This is a genomic window from Rhizobium mesoamericanum STM3625 (assembly GCF_000312665.1).
GTDB classification, from domain to species: domain Bacteria; phylum Pseudomonadota; class Alphaproteobacteria; order Rhizobiales; family Rhizobiaceae; genus Rhizobium; species Rhizobium mesoamericanum.
Genome location: NZ_HF536774.1, coordinates 79,900 through 99,713, shown reverse-complemented (window position 1 = coordinate 99,713; position 19,814 = coordinate 79,900). Strand labels below are relative to the sequence as shown.

The 19,814-nt window shown below is 58.4% G+C and carries 14 protein-coding genes and 6 pseudogenes; 12 read left to right on the top strand and 8 right to left on the bottom strand.

Features of this window, described 5'->3' with window-relative positions:
• The first annotated feature begins 166 nt into the window (after positions 1–166).
• Positions 167–682, top strand: a complete 516-nt coding sequence (locus BN77_RS36005; protein ID WP_425280263.1) for a transposase — start codon at positions 167–169, stop codon at positions 680–682.
• Positions 683–766: 84 nt separating this feature from the next.
• Here the strand turns inward: BN77_RS36005 and BN77_RS28035 are convergent, their stop codons facing one another.
• Positions 767–1,528, bottom strand: coding sequence for a reverse transcriptase domain-containing protein (locus BN77_RS28035; RefSeq protein WP_007538644.1), 762 nt, complete (start codon positions 1,526–1,528; stop codon positions 767–769).
• A gap of 565 nt (positions 1,529–2,093) precedes the next feature.
• Positions 2,094–2,431 (bottom strand): annotated as a pseudogene (locus tag BN77_RS32730) (IS630 family transposase); the annotation flags it as partial.
• Between the two features lie 82 nt (positions 2,432–2,513).
• Here BN77_RS32730 and BN77_RS28025 point away from each other — a divergent pair.
• Positions 2,514–3,581: an IS110 family RNA-guided transposase gene (locus BN77_RS28025; RefSeq protein WP_007538640.1), complete on the top strand. Its 1,068-nt coding sequence runs from the start codon at positions 2,514–2,516 to the stop codon at positions 3,579–3,581.
• A gap of 560 nt (positions 3,582–4,141) precedes the next feature.
• Here the strand turns inward: BN77_RS28025 and BN77_RS28020 are convergent.
• The gene (locus BN77_RS28020) at positions 4,142–4,612 is read right to left on the bottom strand and encodes an Lrp/AsnC family transcriptional regulator (protein ID WP_007538638.1); all 471 of its coding nucleotides are present in this window, start codon (positions 4,610–4,612) and stop codon (positions 4,142–4,144) included.
• Positions 4,613–4,741: 129 nt separating this feature from the next.
• Between BN77_RS28020 and BN77_RS28015 the strand changes: the two genes are divergently transcribed.
• Positions 4,742–5,989 (top strand): argininosuccinate synthase, encoded by a 1,248-nt coding sequence (locus BN77_RS28015; protein WP_007538635.1) that lies wholly within the window; start codon positions 4,742–4,744, stop codon positions 5,987–5,989.
• 28 nt (positions 5,990–6,017) lie between these two features.
• Here the strand turns inward: BN77_RS28015 and BN77_RS28010 are convergent, their stop codons facing one another.
• Positions 6,018–6,548: a recombinase family protein gene (locus BN77_RS28010; protein ID WP_007538634.1), complete on the bottom strand. Its 531-nt coding sequence runs from the start codon at positions 6,546–6,548 to the stop codon at positions 6,018–6,020.
• On the opposite strand from BN77_RS28010, the gene BN77_RS28005 reads away from it, so the two are divergent.
• From BN77_RS28005 to BN77_RS36000, 8 genes and pseudogenes are all read left to right on the top strand, one after another.
• Positions 6,532–9,417, top strand: a complete 2,886-nt coding sequence (locus BN77_RS28005) for a Tn3 family transposase (protein ID WP_040678966.1) — start codon at positions 6,532–6,534, stop codon at positions 9,415–9,417. The two genes, BN77_RS28010 and BN77_RS28005, sit on opposite strands and share 17 nt — an antisense overlap.
• A gap of 516 nt (positions 9,418–9,933) precedes the next feature.
• Positions 9,934–10,817 (top strand): annotated as a pseudogene (locus BN77_RS27995) (Mu transposase domain-containing protein); the annotation flags it as partial.
• A gap of 262 nt (positions 10,818–11,079) precedes the next feature.
• A pseudogene (gene istA / locus BN77_RS27990) lies at positions 11,080–12,610 on the top strand (IS21 family transposase).
• Positions 12,611–12,622: 12 nt separating this feature from the next.
• Complete coding sequence (gene istB / locus BN77_RS27985) at positions 12,623–13,351, top strand: IS21-like element helper ATPase IstB (RefSeq protein ID WP_007538627.1); 729 nt, start codon at positions 12,623–12,625, stop codon at positions 13,349–13,351.
• A gap of 125 nt (positions 13,352–13,476) precedes the next feature.
• Positions 13,477–13,599 (top strand): annotated as a pseudogene (locus BN77_RS33315) (AAA family ATPase); the annotation flags it as partial.
• 23 nt (positions 13,600–13,622) lie between these two features.
• Positions 13,623–14,126, top strand: coding sequence for a transposase (locus BN77_RS35235; protein ID WP_244426270.1), 504 nt, complete (start codon positions 13,623–13,625; stop codon positions 14,124–14,126).
• A 95-nt stretch (positions 14,127–14,221) separates the two neighbouring features.
• The gene (locus tag BN77_RS27975; protein ID WP_007538625.1) at positions 14,222–14,626 is read left to right on the top strand and encodes a YecA/YgfB family protein; all 405 of its coding nucleotides are present in this window, start codon (positions 14,222–14,224) and stop codon (positions 14,624–14,626) included.
• 89 nt (positions 14,627–14,715) lie between these two features.
• Positions 14,716–14,841, top strand: a complete 126-nt coding sequence (locus tag BN77_RS36000) for an SEC-C metal-binding domain-containing protein (RefSeq protein ID WP_425280262.1) — start codon at positions 14,716–14,718, stop codon at positions 14,839–14,841.
• 401 nt (positions 14,842–15,242) lie between these two features.
• Here BN77_RS36000 and repC read toward each other — a convergent pair whose 3' ends face one another.
• Complete coding sequence (repC, locus tag BN77_RS27970; protein ID WP_040678960.1) at positions 15,243–16,496, bottom strand: plasmid replication protein RepC; 1,254 nt, start codon at positions 16,494–16,496, stop codon at positions 15,243–15,245.
• Between the two features lie 464 nt (positions 16,497–16,960).
• Positions 16,961–17,059, bottom strand: a pseudogene (locus BN77_RS27965) (transposase); the annotation flags it as partial.
• Positions 17,060–17,207: 148 nt separating this feature from the next.
• Between BN77_RS27965 and BN77_RS33810 the strand changes: the two are divergent.
• Positions 17,208–17,375: a hypothetical protein gene (locus BN77_RS33810; RefSeq protein ID WP_007538622.1), complete on the top strand. Its 168-nt coding sequence runs from the start codon at positions 17,208–17,210 to the stop codon at positions 17,373–17,375.
• Positions 17,376–17,395: 20 nt separating this feature from the next.
• On the opposite strand, the gene istB (BN77_RS27960) is transcribed toward BN77_RS33810, so the two are convergent.
• Positions 17,396–18,235, bottom strand: a complete 840-nt coding sequence (istB, locus tag BN77_RS27960) for an IS21-like element helper ATPase IstB (protein WP_007538621.1) — start codon at positions 18,233–18,235, stop codon at positions 17,396–17,398.
• Positions 18,232–19,660, bottom strand: a pseudogene (locus tag BN77_RS27955) (Mu transposase domain-containing protein). Before BN77_RS27955 ends, istB (BN77_RS27960) begins: the two are co-directional and overlap by 4 nt.
• Between the last annotated feature and the right edge of the window lie 154 nt (positions 19,661–19,814).

Here is a 19,814-nt window from a genome sequence, read left to right as displayed (position 1 = left end):
CGCTATCGGTAACATTTTGCTTGAGGCAATGCGGGGGTCAGTTTCTCATTTCGCCTGACAAGACGTGCCGGTGCAACGGTTTGAGGTTTTTAAGGGGACTGGCCGTCCCCACGACTGGAGTGACGAGGAGAAAGACCGAATTGTCGCCGAGAGCTATAGCGGCGAGATGTCGGTCAGTGCTGTTGCGCGTCGGCACGGGTTGTCTCCCGGACAATTGTTTACCTGGCGTCGGCAGGCGCGAAGTCAGGCGCAGCAAGACTCGCCGCGGATGTTTGTGGCAGCAGTAATTGATCGTCCGGTAGAGCCGCCTCCGACACGGCGAAAGACGATTACGAGGAGCGCACTTCCAGTTGCGGCAATCGAGGTGGAGGTTGGCGGCGCGGTCGTCAGGATCGCATCTGGCACGGACAGCGCGACAATTGCTGCTGTGATCCAGGCGTTTCCGAAGCGCTCGGCCTGCTCCGGACCGATGTCGACCTCGACCAAGGTGTTCTCACTATCCGAGAGACAAAGTTCAGCAAGTCAAGGCTGGTGCCCCTGCATGCCACGACCATCACTGTCCTTTCAGACTATGCCGCCCGACGCGACGCACACCTCGGTACGCCACGCAGCCCCTATTTCTTTGTCGCCGAGCAAGGCGGCAGATTGCTGCATCAGTAGAGCGGCGCCATATTGGTCTTAATCCAGGGGTGAGTAGGCCGGAGGGATTTCACCTGCCGGCCTCTCGCAGAACGGTGCGTGAACCTCTCGATTCACACCGCTCCCATCAGGTAAACGTTGTCGTTCCGAACGCCTTCCCATGTACGAACAGCCCCGGATTTTCCCGCGCCAGCTTTCGCAAGAAAAGGCTGGCGCGTGTCTTATGGGACTGAAAGCGTTTGAACTTTCTCCTGATCCAAGCCCTAAGTTTCTGATTCACGTAATCAGCCAGTGTGGACAGGGCCGAACGACTGTACCGGCCATAGTAGGCAATCCATCCCCGAAGGAGTGGATTGAGCTGTCTGGCTATTTCGGCCAGCGTCCCCGGCGTCTGCCGCGGGATGTTCAAACTCTTGATCGTTGCCCGCATCGACTTGAGCGCCGTCGGACTGACCGCAGGCGTGTAGCCACAGAAGAACTCGTCCCGCTGTGTATTCGCCACCCGTCGCGGCCGGAACTGATACCCGAGAAAGTCGAATGCGACATTCGGATACGTTCCTCGGCGCCGTTGATCCTTGCAGTAAACGATCTTGGTCTTTGTCGGATGCATCTGCAGTCCGCACGCTGCCAGCCGAGAACCCGGCTCCACCTTGAGGGCTTCGGCTTGTTGCTCGTTCTGGCAGTGAACAAGACCATCGTCGGCATATCGACACCATGGTAGGTCGGGATGCATCCGCGTCATCCACAAATCAAATGCATAGTGCATGAAGAGATTGGCGAGGCAGGGACTGACGACACCGCCTTGCGGGGTGCCGCACGTTCGCGCCAGAACCTCACCATTCTTCTTGACCTTGCCCTTTATAAGCTTCGTACACTTGCCGTTTCTCAATTCGAAACGGCTTGTCTGCCGTACTTTCCGAAGTCATCCTGTTCCAGTTGTTTCAATCAATACGGCCACCTGATCCGACCCCTTTGCTCCGACCCCATTACAGGGTCCTCGACGCTCTTACGGATCGGTCCGCCCCAGTCTCCCGCATCGGTACTCTCGCCTTGCGTTTTGCGCCGCTTGAGCTTCTCCCTTGGCATCAGGAGCCTGGTTCCTGCAGTTCCGCGTGAAAGCCTATGTTCAAATCACGCCCCCTCTACGCCGGTCGCCGCCCGCCCGGTCATCAGGCTTCTGGCGGACTTGTCCCAGGATGACGAAACGGTCCTGGTTTCGACGACACTTACGTTCATAACGACGCGTCTTCGGAGGGTTCACTTTCGTTCGTCTTTTGAACATGCACCTGCTCGGATCTCGTCCGAACGTTTCATCCGACGCTCACCACCACGGCTCTTTACCGCAGCAGCTCGGACTGGTTTGAGACCTGCTCCTGAAAGCCGATCCCGGAGGGCCGTCCCCCATCATTCACGCAGCTTTACGCCACGGTCTTAGTTCATGTTGAACTCCTTCCGCTGCTCTGCAGCACACTTTCGTCGATGAAGACCAGGCGACGCGGATCAAGTCGTCTCTGCCATGACTGCCAGCGTGCTCTGCGCCGAACAATGTCGGCGCGACCCTGCTCAAGGGCGAACAGCGTTTTTTTTTAAAGCTCAGGCCTTCGCGGCGCATGAATTGCCAGATGGCATTGTGCGACACCCTCACGCCGCGTGCGGCCAGCTCGTCCTGCAGCCGATGCAGCGTCAGATGCGATGTCTGCTCAATCCGCTTGATGATGAAGGCTCGGTACGGCTCCAAAATACGCCGGCGATGGCCGCCCATCTGGCCGGGCGAAACACTGCCGGTCGCCCGATCGGCATGGTGGCTCGTCTCGCATTATGTTCAGAACGAGGGTTAGCTTTCGAGCCAGAGCCTTAAACATAGGAGACGAGCCGTGGTCGATGATATCGCACTTTACGTTGGTTTGGATGTGAGCAAGGACGAGATCGCCAACCGTGCCGATGCGGTGCGCAAATTTGTCGACAAGCTTGCCGGACGTCACGGACGCCTGTGCCTTTGCTATGAGGCTGGCCCGACAGGCTACGGACTGTATCGCCAACTTTGCGATCTTGGTCATGAATGCCTTGTCGTTGCACCATCGCTCGTTCCGACCCGCCCGGGGCTTCAGATCAAGACGGATCGGCGGGATGCTGTCGCTCTTGCCGCGTTGTTGCGCGCAGGCGAACTGTCATCCATCTGGGTTCCCGACGAGACGCATGAGGCCACGCGCGATCTTTGCCGGGCACGGGAAGCGGCAGTCTCGGATTTACGACGAGCTCGCCAGCATCTCTTGTCATTTCTGCTCCGGCACGGCCGGGTCTTCGAAGGCCGCTCCCATTGGAGCAAAGCTCATCGAAACTGGTTGGCGACACAGCGCTTTGATCATCGTGCGCAGCAAATTGCTATGGAAGAATATATTCGTGCGATCGAGCAAATCGAGGAGCGGCGCGACCGACTGACCCGGCAGATGCTGGGGCTCCTGCAGGATTGGTCGCTTAACCCGATCGTCGAAGCAATCCAGGCCCTGCGTGGTGTCGCGCAAATCTCGGCGGTGACATTGGTATTGGAGATAGGCGACTTTAGACGCTTCAGCAATCCACGCCAGTTCATGGCCTGGCTGGGATTGGTCCCCAAGGAACATTCCACAGGCGCCAGCGTGTCGCGTGGGTCGATTACGAAGGCCGGCAACACCCGTGCGCGGCGCATGCTGGTCGAAGGCGCATGGACCTACAGATTGCCTGCGCGTGTCGGCCAGGAAATCCTGAAGCGAATGGAGGGGCTGCCTGAAGCGATCAGGGCGACCGCCTGGAAGGCGCAAGTGCGGCTATGCCAGCGGTATCGGCGCATGCAAGCCAGCGGCCGCCCCACCAATATCGTCATCGTCGCAATCGCGCGCGAGCTTGCTGCCTTCGTCTGGGCTATTGCGACGACAGTTCCCATTACCCCAACAAAGGCAGCCTGACGACGAGGCATCAACGCGAAGGAGAAACAAATTCAATTCTATCACGCTGCTTATTGCTGGGCGTGGCGGCCGGTCAGGGTAACCCTCGTTGTGATTCTGCGAGCCTGAAACGGCAACACGCGCCATGTGAGACAGAGGAAGGCCCGAGACGAACCACGGTCCTGCGGTATCCAACCCGCGCATCAGAGTCTGATCAACCGTCGTCTCAGCGCCGCCGCGTCCTGCAATAGGCAGCATATCCCCCCCTCGTCGACGCTGAAAATGCGACGCGAAAAACCTATGCCCAAACTCTAATCTGGAGGGTTATTTGAGGTCGCATGGACGGTGCGGCGACTTCGGGCGACCTCATGTAAGCCGGATTGAACTAAGACGCGGCTTGTTTGACTTGCTATGGGGAATTGAGAGCCAACCCGCCGGAGATGAAGGACGCCGTATCTCGTCCCGACTGCTTTGCGGGCGGCACTGAGCCGGGAATGATGCTTTCCGTTGCGGTTTGCCGAGGACTTTGCGGGGTCGTTTGCGGGAGGGGGCGAAATCCTACGCTAAGGCTTGGTGGAGGATTACAGTGCCAATGGTAATTCGAAACTTCGCTTGAGAGTTTCCATCGGAACATCCGTTTTGACGTTCAGCACGCTCGCGATACGGGTCAGATGGTCTGCCTGGAACCGCCAATAGCTGTGAAGATCTGCGGTGACGATACGTAGGATGGCGTCGCATTCTCCGGTGGTCAGGTAGCATTCCATGACTTCCGGTAGGCGCCTGACAGCTTCTGCAAATTGAAGGGTGACTTGTGCATCCTGCGTTTTGAACCAGACGCGGGCAAAGACTGTCAGGCCTGCACCCACTTTGGTCGGATCAAGAACGGCCACGTAGCGATCAATGATACCCGCCTCTTCCAAAAGCCGAACGCGACGCAGACACGGCGAAGGAGACAGCCCCACTTCTTTCGCCAGGTCGATATTGGAAATGCGTCCATCGCGTTGAAGTACCTTCAGGATCCGCCGATCAATCTCGTCAAAATTGAATGACACAATATAGCTCCTGATTATCAATTTACGGCATAATATGCCAAACTATCCAGTATCCGTGATACTCTTTGCAATCTCATCGCGTGTGGATTGGCCTATCGTTTCACCATATTCTATATAGAGGCGAATGTGATGACGAAAAAGATCGAGAAGATCGTGCTGTCCTACTCAGGAGGTCTGGACACCTCCATCATTCTTAAGTGGCTTCAGGACACGTATCGTTGCGAGGTGGTCACCTTCACGGCGGATCTGGGCCAGGGCGAAGAGCTGGAACCAGTGCGCGAAAAGGCCGAGAGTCTTGGCGTCAAAGACATCCGTGTTGTCGATGCTCGTGAGGAATTCGTTCGCGATTTCGTCTTTCCGATGTTTCGGGCCAATACGCTCTATGAAGGGCAATATCTGCTTGGTTCGTCTATTGCGCGACCGCTGATCGCCAAGCATCTCGTCAACATAGCCAAGGAGGTTGGCGCCGACGCCATCGCCCACGGCGCCACCGGCAAGGGCAATGATCAGGTGCGCTTCGAACTGGCAACAAATGCGCTCGATCCGTCGATCAAAATAATCGCTCCCTGGCGCGAGTGGGATATTCAATCGCGCACGCAGTTGATCGAGTATGCCGAAAAGCATCAGATCGCTATTCCGAAGGACAAGCGCGGGGAAGCTCCTTTCTCGATTGATGCGAACCTCCTGCACACTTCGACGGAAGGAAAGATACTGGAGGACCCGTCGGAGATCGCACCTGCCTATGTCTATCAGCGAACGGTCGACCCTCTGAATGCGCCGAACGAGCCGGAGACCGTTGTTATAGGCTTTGAGAAAGGCGATGCAGTTTCCGTGAATGGCATCGCCCGAACGCCTGCAGCACTTCTGACAGAACTCAACAGCTTGGGCGGCAAGCATGGGATCGGGAGGGTTGATCTGGTTGAGAACCGATACGTCGGGATGAAATCCCGTGGGGTCTATGAGACGCCCGGTGGCACGATCTTGCTCGCCGCTCATCGAGGGATTGAATCAATCACTCTCGATCGTGCTGCGGCTCATCTGAAGGACGAGCTCATGCCACGCTACGCCGCGCTGATCTATAACGGCTTCTGGTTTTCCCCGGAGCGGGAGATGCTACAGGCCTTGATCGATCAGAGCCAAACCTATGTCAGCGGCGAGGTTACGCTCAGGCTCTATAAGGGCTCAGCAAACGTGGTAGCCCGCACCTCGGTCGGATCGCTCTATTCTATGGATCTCGTTACCTTCGAAGAGGGTTCGGGTACATACGACCATCATGATGCCGAAGGCTTCATCAAGCTCAACGGTCTGCGTCTGAAAAGCTGGGCGGCGCGCAACGGTAAAGCGCGGCCGGGCCTCGGCGGCTCAGAGATTATCTAGGGTTTCTGTTCTGGCGTTGCTCAAGCCCTTAAACCAAGCCGAGGACTCGTTTTCCGTAATCTCTGAGTTCGCCTTTGGGACCGACATACCGGTATAGGGTGACGCGCTCGATGCCGAGTTCCTTGCACAGATCCGAAACGGGTGTGTCGCGTTGCGCCATAGCGGCCTGCGCGAGACGCACTTGCGCTTTGGTGAGGGCAAACTTGCGACCGCCTTTCCTGCCTCGCGCTCTCGCGGCCGCCAGCCCTGCCATGGTTCGCTCGCAGATCAGGTCGCGTTCGAACTCAGCCAAGGTGGCAAAAATACCGAACACCATGCGGCCGGATGCGGTTGTGGTGTCGATCTGAGCGCCCTTTCCGGTTAGCACACGCAGACCGATCTTTCGTTCTGACAGATCCTTTACGGTGTTGACTAGGTGGGCAAGCGACTGCCCAAGGCGATCAAGCTTCCAGACCACGAGTATATCGCCGGCGCGCAGGGATTTGAGACAGGCGGCCAGACCCGGCCGATCATCCCGACTACCGGACGCGCGATCCTCATAAATGCCGCGTCGCGTCACTCTCACCGATCGGCAAAGGGATGCGCTGTTGCGCCTGCCTACTTCGCAAGCGGATTTGCTGAAGCACTATACTCTTAGCGATGAGGATCTCGGCCACATCAGGCAACGCCGGCGCGCTCACAACAGATTCGGCTTCGCCCTGCAACTGTGCGTCCTCCGCTATCCCGGCCGGGTGTTGGCTCCGGGTGAACTGATACCGGCAGAGGTCATTGATTTTATCGGAGCGCAGCTCGGCCTCCATGCCGACGATCTTGTCGAATATGCTACCCGTGAGGAGACGCGGCACGAGCATCTTTCCGAACTGCGGGCGCTCTATGGATTCCGCACCTTCTCCGGACGTGGTGCGCGTGATCTGAAGGAATGGTTGTTTCGCGAAGCCGAGATCGCTTTATCGAACGAGGATATTGCCATTCGCTTCGTGACCGAATGCCGTCGCACGCGCACAGTTCTTCCCGCGACATCGACGATCGAGCGGCTTTGCGCAATGGCTCTGGTCGATGCTGAACGACAGATTGAGACAAGAATTGCCAGTCGCTTGTCGCAAGAAACCGGGAAGCCGTTGTTAGCGCTGCTCGAAGATACGGTTGACGACCGGGTAACTCGGTTCGTCTGGTTGCGGCAATTCGAGCCAGGCTCGAACTCATTGTCTGCCAACCGGCTGCTCGACCGGATAGAATACCTGCAACGCGTCGTTCTTCCTAAAGATTCGCTGGCCGGTATCCCTGCCCATCGCGTGACACGTCTGCGTCGGCAAGGCGAACGATATTATGCTGACGGCATGCGCGATCTTCCGGAGGACAGGCGGCTTGCCATTCTGGCCGTCTGCGCGTCAGAATGGCAGGCAATGCTTGCCGACGCCGTGGTCGAAACCCATGACCGGATCGTCGGCAGGCTCTACAGGGCGTCAGAACGGATTTGCCAAGCGAAGATCGCCGACGAAGCAAACGCGGTGCGCGACACCCTGAAATCTTTCGCTGAAATCGGCGGAGCCCTGGTCGATGCACAAGATGACGGACAGCCGCTGGACGACGTTATCGCAAGCGGATCAGGCTGGGACGGCTTCAAGACCCTTGTCACGATGGCAGCCAGGTTGACCGCCACTATGGCGGACGATCCCCTCAACCATGTGCTGGACGGCTATCACCGTTTCCGCCGCTATGCTCCTCGCATGTTGCGCCTGCTCGATCTCCGGGCTGCGCCGGTCGCACAGCCGCTTCTGGAAGCGGTTACGGCCCTACGCACTGGCTTGAACAATGCCGCGCATACCGCCTTTCTGCGGCCGAGCTCGAAATGGCATCGTCATCTTCGTACACAGGTGGTCGGCGATACTCGCCTCTGGGAGATCGCGGTCCTGTTCCATCTGCGAGATGCCTTCCGCTCCGGGGATATCTGGCTGGCCAGGTCCCGGCGCTATGGCGATCTGAAACATGCACTCGTGCCGGCGCTGGCGGCGGCTGAAAGCGGCCGTCTGGCTGTGCCATTGCGGCCGGAGGAATGGCTGGCGGACCGGCAAGCCCGGCTCGACATACGGCTACGCGAGCTTGGTCGCGCCGCTCGCGCGGGCACAATTCCCGGTGGGTCCATCGAGAACGGCGTCCTGCATATCGAGAAGCTCGAAGCCGACGCGCCGTCTGGTGCCGAGGATATGGTTCTCGATCTCTACAAGCAGGTCCCGTCTACGCGGATTACCGACATCCTGCTTGAGGTAGAAGCTGCAACCGGTTTCTGCGAAGCCTTCACCCATCTGCGCACGGGAGCGCCCTGCGCCGATCGGATTGGACTGATGAACGTCATTCTCGCGGAGGGGATCAATCTCGGCCTTCGGAAGATGGCAGATGCGACCAATACCCACACCTTCTGGGAATTGATCCGCATTGGGCGGTGGCATGTCGAGGGCGAGGCCTACGACCGGGCGCTGGCCATGGTGGTCGAGGCGCAGGCGGCGTTACCTATGGCGCAATTCTGGGGCGCGGGTGTCTCGGCATCGAGCGATGGGCAATTCTTCGCGGCGACAGAGCAAGGCGAGGCCATGAACCTGGTCAACGCGAAATACGGCAATACGCCGGGTGTGAAGGCTTACACCCACGTCTCCGATCAATACACACCGTTCGCGACCCAGATGATCCCAGCGACCGCGAGCGAAGCACCCTATATCCTGGACGGCCTGCTCATGAATGATGCTGGCCGTCATATCCGCGAGCAGTTCGCCGACACGGGAGGCTTCACCGATCACGTTTTTGCCGCATGCGCCATTCTCGGCTATCGGTTCGCTCCTCGTATCCGGGACCTACCGTCCAAACGGCTCTACGCGTTCAATCCATCGACAGCGCCAGCGCATCTGCGCCCTTTAATCGGAGGCAAGATCAACCAGGCCATGATCGAGCGCAATTGGCCTGACATCCTGCGTATCGCCGCCACCATTGCAGCCGGAAGCGTTGCGCCAAGCCAGATCCTGCGCAAACTTGCCTCCTATTCGCGGCAAAACGAACTGGCCACAGCCTTGCGGGAAGTTGGCCGCGTCGAGCGGACCTTGTTCATGATCGACTGGATTCTGGATGCCGATCTGCAACGCCGCGCCCAGATCGGTCTCAACAAAGGCGAAGCGCATCACGCGCTGAAACGTGCTATCAGCTTCCATCGGCGAGGCGAAATCCGCGACCGTTCGGCGGAAGGTCAGCACTACCGTATCGCCGGCATGAACCTGCTCGCCGCCATCATCATCTTCTGGAACACCATGAAGCTCGGCGAAGTCGTCGCCAACCAGAAACGAGCCGGAAAGCCGTTATCGCCCGATCTACTGGCCCATGTGTCACCCCTTGGCTGGGAGCACATCAATCTCACCGGCGAATATCGTTGGCCAAAGCCTTAGCGTAGGATTCCGCCCCGTCCCGCAAACACCCCCCATGACAGATCGGCCATCACGGTGAGCAGAGAATGAATGCCACCGTGCAGCGCTGATGCCGTGAACTTGCAAGAGGAAAGCAGATGGTGCGATCGATCGAACCAAGATGCGCGAAACTCCGTGAGCCCCACTTGCCATTAAGGTCGATAAGCTGTCTGGAACGCGCTTCGCGGAAACCATCTTGGCCAGCGGTCATGTGCGACCGCACTCAAGGCCTCACATATGGAAGCAAGCGATCCGATCAAAATATATCTGCAGAAAACGCTTGCAAGTGGGAGCCGTCCACATATGGGGCTCGTCCGGTGCGGCCGCCGTTTCATGCTTACTACGAAGGCGGGCTGCCTTCACCGTGCGAACATACGGTCTACGACGATATCGTCAATCACTGTTGTGCCGCTTGGAGCTGGTCGACCAACCCTGGAAGATCATGTCAATCGGTATGCGCGACTGGGCACATCGGTTCTGACCAATGCCGATTGGTATAAGCGGGCAGCGCTGTTCAGCGGCTTCCTGTCCCACTACCTGCTCCGCGACCGCTATGGCCGTCCGGGGAAAGGCAACGATAAAGGGAACGTCGAGGGCCTCGTTAGATATGCGCGGCGCAACTTCATGGTGCCGATCCCGCAGTTTCCGACATGGGATGCGTTCAACGCCTGACTGGAAGAGCAATGCCGGAAGCGCCAGCGCGACAGGCTACGCGGTGAGAGCGAGACGATCGGAGAACGGCTGCAGCGGGATCTGGCTGTCATGGCTCCTTGCCGCCATCGCCCTTCGATGCCTGCGATCATGCCAGCACCAAGGTGACGGCCCAGTCCCTTGCCCGCTACAAGACCAATGATTATTCCGTACCAGTCGCCTATGGCCATCAGGATGTCTGGATCCGTGGCTATGTCGATGAGGTGGTGATCGGCTGCCGTGGCGAGATCATCGCCCGCCATCCGCGTTGCTGGGAACGGGAAGACGTCGTCTTCGATCCTGTGCATTACCTGCCGCTGATCGAGCAGAAGATCAATGCGCTGGATCAGGCAGCGCCCCTTCAGGGCTGGGATCTGCCGCAGGAGTTCGCCACGATGCGCCGTCTGATGGAAGGCCGGATGGCCAAGCACGGCCGGCGTGAGTACGTGCAGGTTCTTCGCCTGCTGGAGAGCTTCGACCTTGCGGACTTGCATGCGGCGGTGAAGCAGGCTCTCCAGCTCGGCGCGATCGGCTTCGACGCGGTCAAGCATCTGATCCTGTGCCGGGTCGAGCGCCGGTCGCCACGGCTGGACCTGTCGATCTATCCCTACCTGCCGAGAACGACGGTCGAGACGACCTCGGCGAAAGCGTACATGCGTCTTCTGGCGTATGGTGCGGGAGAAGCGGCATGAGCACCGAAGCACCAGAGATCCTTCTGTCCCACTATCTCAAGACCCTGAAGCTGCCGACATTCCAGCGCGAGTGCAAATTCCGAGGCAATCCGCCCCCTGATTCCGAAATGATGTCGCCCCCGATTCCGAGAAATAGTCGCCCCCTTGTTCCGAGATGATGCCGCCCCCTTGGAGGCATCTGGCAAGGGTGGGTCTGCAGGTGTGAAGTTTCTTCCTTCGACGTTGACGAGGAAGGAACGGGATGCCTGCGGAGAGATTGGAGATGCGGCGTGTCCGCGAGATATTGAGATATCGCTTTGAGCAAGGACTTGGGCACAAGTCGATTGCGGTGCGGGTTGGCGCTGCGCCCTCGACAGTGCGTGAGACGCTTCGGCGTGCAGCGGTTGCTGGGATAACGTGGCCCCTGGGTGATGACGTCAGCGATGCTGTTCTGGAGGCGGCGCTTTACAAAGCGGCTGGGACGAAGACAGGGCACCGTCGCGCGCCTGAGCCGGATTGGGCACAGGTCCATCGCGAGTTGAAGCGCAAGCATATGACGCTGCAGATCCTGTGGGACGAATACATCAGCCGTTATCCGGACGGCTATCGTTATAGTCGCTACTGCGACCTTTACCGGGGCTGGGCGATAAAGCTGCCGGTGACGATGCGGCAGGATCATATGGCCGGCGACAAGCTGTTCGTCGATTTATGCCGGCGACACGGTCACGGTGATTGTCGATCGATTATCCGGCAAGACACGACAGGCTCATCTGTTTGTGGCAGTTCTGGGTGCATCGAGCCTTTCATATGCACATGCCCGCTGGAGCGAGACGCTTCCCGATTGGATTGAATGCCATATCCAGGCGCTGGAGTTCTTCGGTGGTGCGCCAGCCTTGCTGGTTCCCGACAATGCCAAGGTGGCGATCATCAAGGCGTGCCACTTCGATCCCCAAGTCAACCGGACCTATTGTGCGATGGCAACCCACTATGGCAGCGCCGTCCTGCCGACGCGGCCACGCCGTCCTCGCGACAAGGCGAAAGTAGAGGCTGCGGTTCGTATCGTCGAGCGCTGGCTGCTGGGCCGCCTTCGCCATCGCACATTCTACAGCCTGGCCGAGGTCAATGCGGCGATTGCCGACTTGCTATATGATTTGAACGACAAGCGTGTCCTGCGCCGGGTTGGCGTCACGCGCCGCCAATTGTTCGAAGAGCTCGACCGGCCCGCTTTAAGGCCATTGCCTGTGGAACGCTATGTCTTTGCGGAATGGCGTATCCGGCGTGCCGGGCTGGATTACCACGTCGAGATCGAGCGGCACTATTACTCCGTTCCCTATCGCTTCGCTCGCGAGCAGGTCGAGGTGCGCATCACCGCCAATACGATCGAGATCTTCCACAAAGGCGAGCGAATAGCCGCCCATCGTCGCTCCAGTGGCAATGGCAAACACACGACGATTCCCGATCACATGCCGTCGGCGCATCGCCGCTTTGCCGACTGGACGATCGAACGCATTCAACGCGAAGCCTCTTCCATCGGGCCGGAGGTTGCGTTGCTGTACGAGAAGATCCTCGCCGACAGGCCGCACCCGGAGCAGGGCTTTCGAGCCTGCATGGGAATTGTCCGCCTGAACAAAAGCTTTGGCCGCGACAGAGTGAACGCTGCTTGCAGCCGTGCGCTGGAGATCGGGGCTCGGACCTACGGTTCGGTGCGCTCCATCCTCGACAATCATCTCGATCGGACGACCTCCACCAATGGACCGGCTTCGCATGAGCCGATCCATCACGAAAACATCCGCGGACCTCGCTATTACCACTAAGGAGAACGAAGAATGCTTGCGCATCCAACACTCGACAAACTCAATTCCATGGGCCTGGCCGGGGCCTTTGGGGAGCTCGTCACCAACGGCCAAGCCGAACATCTCTCGCACGCCGAGTGGCTCGGACTGCTGCTCGAACGGGAATGGAGTTCCCGCTACGATCGCAAGCTTGCCGCACGCCTCAGGTTCGCCAAGCTGCGTCACCAGGCGACCCCGGAAGATGTCGATTATCGCGCCGAACGCGGCCTTGATCGCGCGCTCTTCATGAAACTGCTCGGTGGCGACTGGATCAACGCTCATGACAATCTGGCCATTTGCGGACCCTCGGGTGTCGGAAAGAGTTGGTTAGCCTGTGCGCTCGGCCACAAGGCTTGCCGTGACGATCGCTCCGTTCTCTATCAGCGTGTCCCGAGGCTGTTTGCCCAGCTTGCGCTCGCTCGTGGCGATGGCAGGTATGCCAGGCTGCAACGCACCCTGGGCCATGTTCAAGTCCTGATCCTAGATGACTGGGGCCTCGAACCGCTCAACGAACAAGCGCGGCACGACCTCCTCGAAATCCTCGAAGATCGCTACGGCCGCCGATCAACCATCATCACCAGCCAACTTCCCGTATCGGCATGGCATGGTGTCATAGGAGACCCGACTTACGCCGATGCCATACTGGATCGCCTCGTTCACAACGCCCATCGCATCGAATTGAGCGGCGATAGCCTACGCCGAAACCTGCCCCGAAAAGCTTGACACCCCGCCTAAATGAACTGACAACAATCATCGCCTGCAGACCCCAGTAAACAGGGGGCGAGATCATCCCGGAATCAAGGGGCGCAATCATCTCGGAACAAAGGGGCGGCTTCATCGGAATCGGCAAGCGCGAGTACCAGAAGCTGGCCCGGCTATGCGCCACCGAAGGCGTCGACCATGTCGGGTACCTGACCCGGCTTGCCGAGCGGGAGATGATCGAGCGGGATCGCCGCAAGGTCGAGCGCCAGGATGTCACAACGGTCGGCAGCTTCTGTCCGAGATCAGAACCCAGGGATTTAAGGGAAGCCGTGCCACTATTTACCGATGGACCGCGGCCCTGAAGAAACAGCAACAATCCTCCAAACGAGAAAAGAGGCAACCCTGGCGACCGCCATCTCGGCGCGGATGTGCCTGGCTTCTGGGCCAGGACCTGCAATCGTGTGATATAAAGGCCGAGTGTTTCCTGAAGCATGTTCACGATCACGCGCCGCAGCTTTCGATTGCTGGGGATCTCGCCCGCCGTTTTGCGGCCATGCTGCGCGGTGATGATGCCTCCCTCTTGGAGGGATGGATCGCTGAGGCCGGGAACAGCGAACTGGCCTCTATGGCAGCCGGAATTAGCCGCGACATCGAAGCCGTCCGCGGCGCGATCAATCATCGATGGACGACCAGTCCCGTCGAGGGTCAGATCAACCGCGTGAAGACGCTGAAGCGGCAGATGTATGGTCGTGCCGGCTATGCACTGCTGCGCAGTCGCGTTCTAATGGCGACATAGCTGTTACTCAGAATGCCGGGGACGGCAACCATTCAGCATTGCCTGTGGCGGAGCGTCGGCCTTAGACTTGTTCGACGTTCAACAAGGATTGCGATATGGCTGCGCATCAGACGTCCGTCACCGAAGCAATAAGCCTTGATGATCTCGATGGCTTTTTGACCGGCATCGCAGTCGGGCCGGAGGCAATCCCGCCTGACGAATGGTTGCCGGTTATCTGGGGCGAGACTGCGCCTCAGTTTGATGATGAGAGCCAAGCCCAGGCTGTCCTTGGGGCCATTATGGGCCGTTATGACGAGATCGTCCGGCAAATCGACAACGAGATCGTCGAACCTATTTTTTGGCAATCAGGCGACACAGTCATCGCCTCGGACTGGGCTGACGGCTTTGTCGAGTCGTTCGCGTTGCGCCAGCGTCACTGGACGAAGATGGTCAAGTCTGAAGCCGGGATGCTGCTGGTTCCCATCATGATGCTCTGTGATCCCGAAAACCAAGCTCGATAAACTTGAAATCGAAGAGAAAGAAACAGGCTGTCGACGACGCAATTGAGGCCCTTCCCGACACCGTTTTGGCAATTGCCGCCTATTGGCGCATGTCCGAACAAGAAAAGAAAAGCGTCTCCGCCGACCTGCGCTCCCTAGTCCGGACCGGCCGACCTGATCCATGCCCGTGTGGATCAGGAAAAAAGTTCAAGAAATGCTGCGGAACTGGCTCCTGAACAACCCATGGCGAAACCGCTGACAGGCCGAGGTACATCGCAGACCCCGACCTGCACCAAATATGCGGAAGAGCCCCAGATTGTCGCCGCGCACACGCCGTTGATCAGAATGATCTCGTGGCTCCAGTCGAACTGGTAAGCCGACCATTGCCGCCGCGTTCCTCGACCGGCTCGTGCACAACGCCTTACCGCATCGAACTTTCCGGCGAGAGCTTGCCAAAGCGGACAAACACCCTCAGCCGCTTGACTCCGCACAATCACGAGCCATTCAAAACAACGACCCCAGGGCCCATTGATTGGCCGACTTCAGTGGAATTCGAATCCCCGAGATCACGGCAGCGTGATACCGATCCGTCCATCTGAAAGCAACTGCGTCAAGCGGGTGGAAACGAGGACTTATCTCATTTGATTGCCTCCTTGTAATTTCGAGCGGCAAGCCCGAAAACCGAGCGGGCAAGATGCAAATCGCCCAAGGAGGCGCGATTTGTCATGGCCCGCAAATAACCTCCCGGCGAGTTGACTTCCTGCCTACTATATTTCTCCAACGTAACGGCCACCGCGACAGCGGCTTGCTGCTCACCCATTCGCTCAACGGCCCGGCTGCGGGCATCCTCGGAAATCCCGGCAAACCGGCACATTAGTGGCATAAACCGCACAAGCTCGGCCCAGCTTTTGGGTGCAAGCCCGTAGACCTGCAGGATGGGCACCGCCTTTATTACGTCTTGCAAAGCCACCGCAGCTTTCGGCAAGTTTTGCGAGTAGCTGATTTCGTTCTCACCTAGCTCAAGGCTTTTTTCAAAAATAGAATTGCGGGTGGGGTTAGCGTTAGCTGAAGACCATGTATTGCTACTTTCTACAGAAATATAAGGACTTGTAATCGGTATGTGGATGTCGTTTTCGACGCCCGTGCATGTCGTACTTTCCATCTCTTGCGCTTCGGCCGCTTTACGTGGGATCCGCATCAACCATTCTATCAGCCGCTCCAAAAGGACCGTTGCTCGACGCAGCACCTTGCTGGATGCAGAGCGGGCGGTCCCGACTAGGACATCGATGCGATCGACGCGGGCGCCAATATGCCGCAGAATTTGCTTGGAATGCTGTTCGACGGTCGAAAGGGCATAACGAGCGGCGCGAAGCGCGCCACGATAGCGTCGGCACGCCGCATCGGTTTCTCTCTTCTCAATACGAGCCTGCCTTACAAGCTCGCTCAGCTCAGTATATCGGGCAATCAGGATTCGGAGGTCGATTCCGCATCCATCCATGATCTCGCCACGGCAGTTGCGTATCGGGTACCGCTTGTAGTTTCCGCTATCCCGCATGGTGATCAGGCCAGCGTCGAATAGACGCGATAGCAGTCGACTGACGCGACCAGCAGAACGGCCGATCTCAAATGCCAATTGTCGGTTGGATTTGAATATAATCGGACGACCGGACGGGTCAAATGATTCAGCGGGAGCCGTACTGATTATCGCCACGAGCAGGTGGCTCTCGGTCCCATTGATCAGCCCTGTGCATGTTAGGGTTTGAGCAAGCCCAGCCAATTGGGCACGCGTCACCGTGCCGATCTCCGCCGACTCCGCCAGTTGCCGGAAGTGGGTGCGCTTTGGCGTTATGGTGCGGCCGGTCGGCCGCGCATGAATTTGGGTGTTTCCCATCTCGTCGTCTCCGCTTGAGTCCAGACAAAGCTTCGCCGTTCACCAAAAAGGTGTCTTCATTGCTGACGGAAGGGAGAGGCTATCGCTTCCGCGGATTTCTTCGGGACCGGGCTTCTTTTTCTGGTTTGGTTCCTTTTCTCCGCAACATTAGTCAGCTTGTTAGACAGGCTTCGTATAGCTACCGCCCAAAAATGCCCCATGAACCATATTGGTGCAACCTAGCGCTCACATGCATAAGCATCGACTAGCAAGGAACGCTCTTAACTATATGTTTATATTCTATATTTTTACGAATTCCCATGCATTGTGTCACTGGGCGCCATTAGTTGATGCGCCTAATTGATTCTACGTTCGGTGAATGGGCCACTGATTTATAAACGATTCGGGCACGGCACCTCAGTGCTAGCGTTTCATGTTTGTTTGGAAGCCAGGTGTCGTCGACGATGCGCTTTTCGTATCTAATGCTTGATCTTGGCGAAGGCCTGCTCGATTGGATTGAGGTCAGGTGAATAAGGTGGCAGAAACCAGAGCCTTGCGCCGGCGGCCTTGATCAACTGGCGTATCTACGCGGATTTGTGGCTGCCCGTATCCATCTGTTAGCGGTCGCCTAAAACTGCGGCTATTCGCTGCCGAGAAATCGGAATAAGGCAGCGTGCTTTCGGAGGGCTGTCAGATCATTTGTTTGGCAGGCGCTGGTTTTGGAGCTCAGTCTTGGATCTGGACGTTGTATTGGTGCCAGACGCCATGACGATCATCGAGACGGTCAAAATGAATGGCGTCGATCCGCAGGCCTATATAGCGCGGCGATCTGGGAGGAACTTGCGCGACGATCTGGATGGGACTGTTGTGTCGCGGACGGTTGCCAATTTAGCAGCCTGATTGACGCTGGCAAGCGGTCTTTACTCTTCTAATTGTCGCGGAGCGTCAATCTGGGCCGCCTCGTTGATTGTCGCGTAGACCGGAGGCCGCGCGCGCTGTCGTTTTGCTTCCATGGCGGAGCGGCGGCGATAGCTCTCGACGTTCATCTCGAAGATCGTGGCGTGATGAACGAGGCGGTCCACCGCGGCGAGCGTCATGGCGGGATCCGGGAAAACTCGATTCCATTCGCCAAAAGGCTGATTTGCGGTCAGCAGGATGGATCGCCGCTCGTAGCGTGCCGAGATGAGCTCGAAGAGAACGCTGGTCTCTGCCTGGTCCTTTGCCACATAGGCGAGATCGTCGAGGATAAGCAGATCGAACTTATCGAGCTTGTTGATGGCGGATTCCAGTTGCAACTCGCGTCGTGCGACCTGCAGCTTTTGAACGAGGTCCGTCGTCCTGGTGAACAGCACGCGCCAGCCGTTCTCGACCAGCGCCAGGCCGATGGCTGCCGCAAGATGGCTCTTGCCGCCGCCCGGCGGCCCGAACATGAGGACATTGGCCCCCTTCGCCAACCAGCTATCGCCTGCCGTCATCGCCATGATCTGTGCCTTGGAGATCATCGGCACGGCGTCGAAGGCAAAGCTGTCGAGGGTCTTGCCAGGCGGTAATCTGGCCTCTGACAAATGGCGCTCGATCCTGCGCCTGTCGCGTTCGGCAAGTTCATGCTCCGTTATGACCGACAGGAAACGGGCAGCAGGCCAGCCCTCTCTGTCGGCCTGTTCGGCGAAGTCTGCCCAGAGCATCTTGATTGCTGGCAGGCGAAGCTCGTTCAGCAAAATGCTCAGGCGGCCGGCATCGATATCGTTGGGATTGGTCATGCGCGTTCTCCTGCATGGCCAGCGACCAGCGTCTCGTATCCACTCAACGGTGCGAGATGCACGGAAACGACGGGCAAGGTGGCAGGATCTGGTGCGAAGTGCTTGCGTAATTCGGCCATATCGGGAAGCTCTCCGGCATCGAGGGTTCTGGCCAGCCGTTCGGCGAGTTCACGTTCGCAGGTCCGCTCATGGGCCAACGCCAGGATCTCGACCATGGTCTTGCAGGCTTGCTTGTCGGTCAATCGTTCCAGCAAAGCCTCGAAGGTTTGGCGATATTCCAGCCTCGGGAAGAGCTGGTCCCGATAGACGAGCCGCAACAACGCCATCGGCTTCTGACGGAGGGAATGAATGACGTGCCGGTAATTGACGACCTGGCTGTGGCGGCCGTCTGGATGTGCCCGCCCCCTGGAGAGTGTCATGAGATAGGTGCCGCCGACGAACACATCGAGCCGGTCATCGAAGAGGCGCACCCGTAGCTGGTGACCGATCAGGCGTGAAGGCACGCTGTAGAAGACCTTGCGCAGGGTGAAGCCGCCGGTGCGCATGACCCTGACGACGACCTCCTCGAAGTCTGTCGTCCTGCGCTGTGGCAGTTCCTGCAGATGAGGCCTTTCGGCTTCGATGCGCTTGAGGTTGTGGGCATTGCGGCGGCTGACGATCTCATCGACAAAGGCACGGTAAGCGGCAAGATCGTCGAAGTCGTTGCTGCCGCGCATGAGCAGCGCGTCGCGGATTGCTGCCCTTATGTGCCCGTGCACGCTCTCGATCGAGCCGTTCTCGTGGGCGATGCCTTTATTGTTGCGCGTCGGCTTCATGTGATAGTGGGCGCAAAGCTCCTCATATCGACGCGTCAGGTCCTCCCGCTCATCGGTGGTCAGGTTGCGGAATGCGGCCGACAGGCTGTCGCTACGATGGTCGTGCGGCGCGCCGCCAAGGAACCACAGGGCGTTCTGCAGCCCTTCCGCCAGGGCGACGTAGCTCTCGCCGCCGAGGATGACATGGCCATGTTCGAAGCCGGAATAGGCAAGGCGGAAGTGATACAGCAGATGATCGAGCAACTGCCCGGCGATCGTGACCTCCAGACTATCCATGTTGGTAAAATCCGAAAGGCCCAACCGGCCGGGCTCGTGAACCTGCCGGAAGATGACCTCCTGCTCTGCGCCATGCACAGCATGCCACCGCCCGTATCCCGGGAGCAGCCTGAAGCAGCGGGACGATCTCGGCATCAAAGATATGGGCAAGTGGATCTGGTCGCCGGCGCTCTCGCGGTTTTGTCTTTTGAGACGGGAGACGTGAATCCTTCTCGATGCGAAAAGCTGTTGTCCGACCGATCGAAGCCTTGGCGGCAGCAACCGTGACCGAATGATTTTGACGTAACTTCATGAAAAGCCTCATCTGATGATCGTTTATATGGCGACCTGGCACAAAGTGATTCTCCAGTTATGGAAAATCGCCAGATTGACCGCGATCACAGGCGCAAGGCAGGCCTGAATTTGGCGCCGCGGGTGGTGGACATAACTTCGATCGGGCTACGCCCTCACTCCGTTATGCCCACCACCCGCACAGTCCCATCTTGATT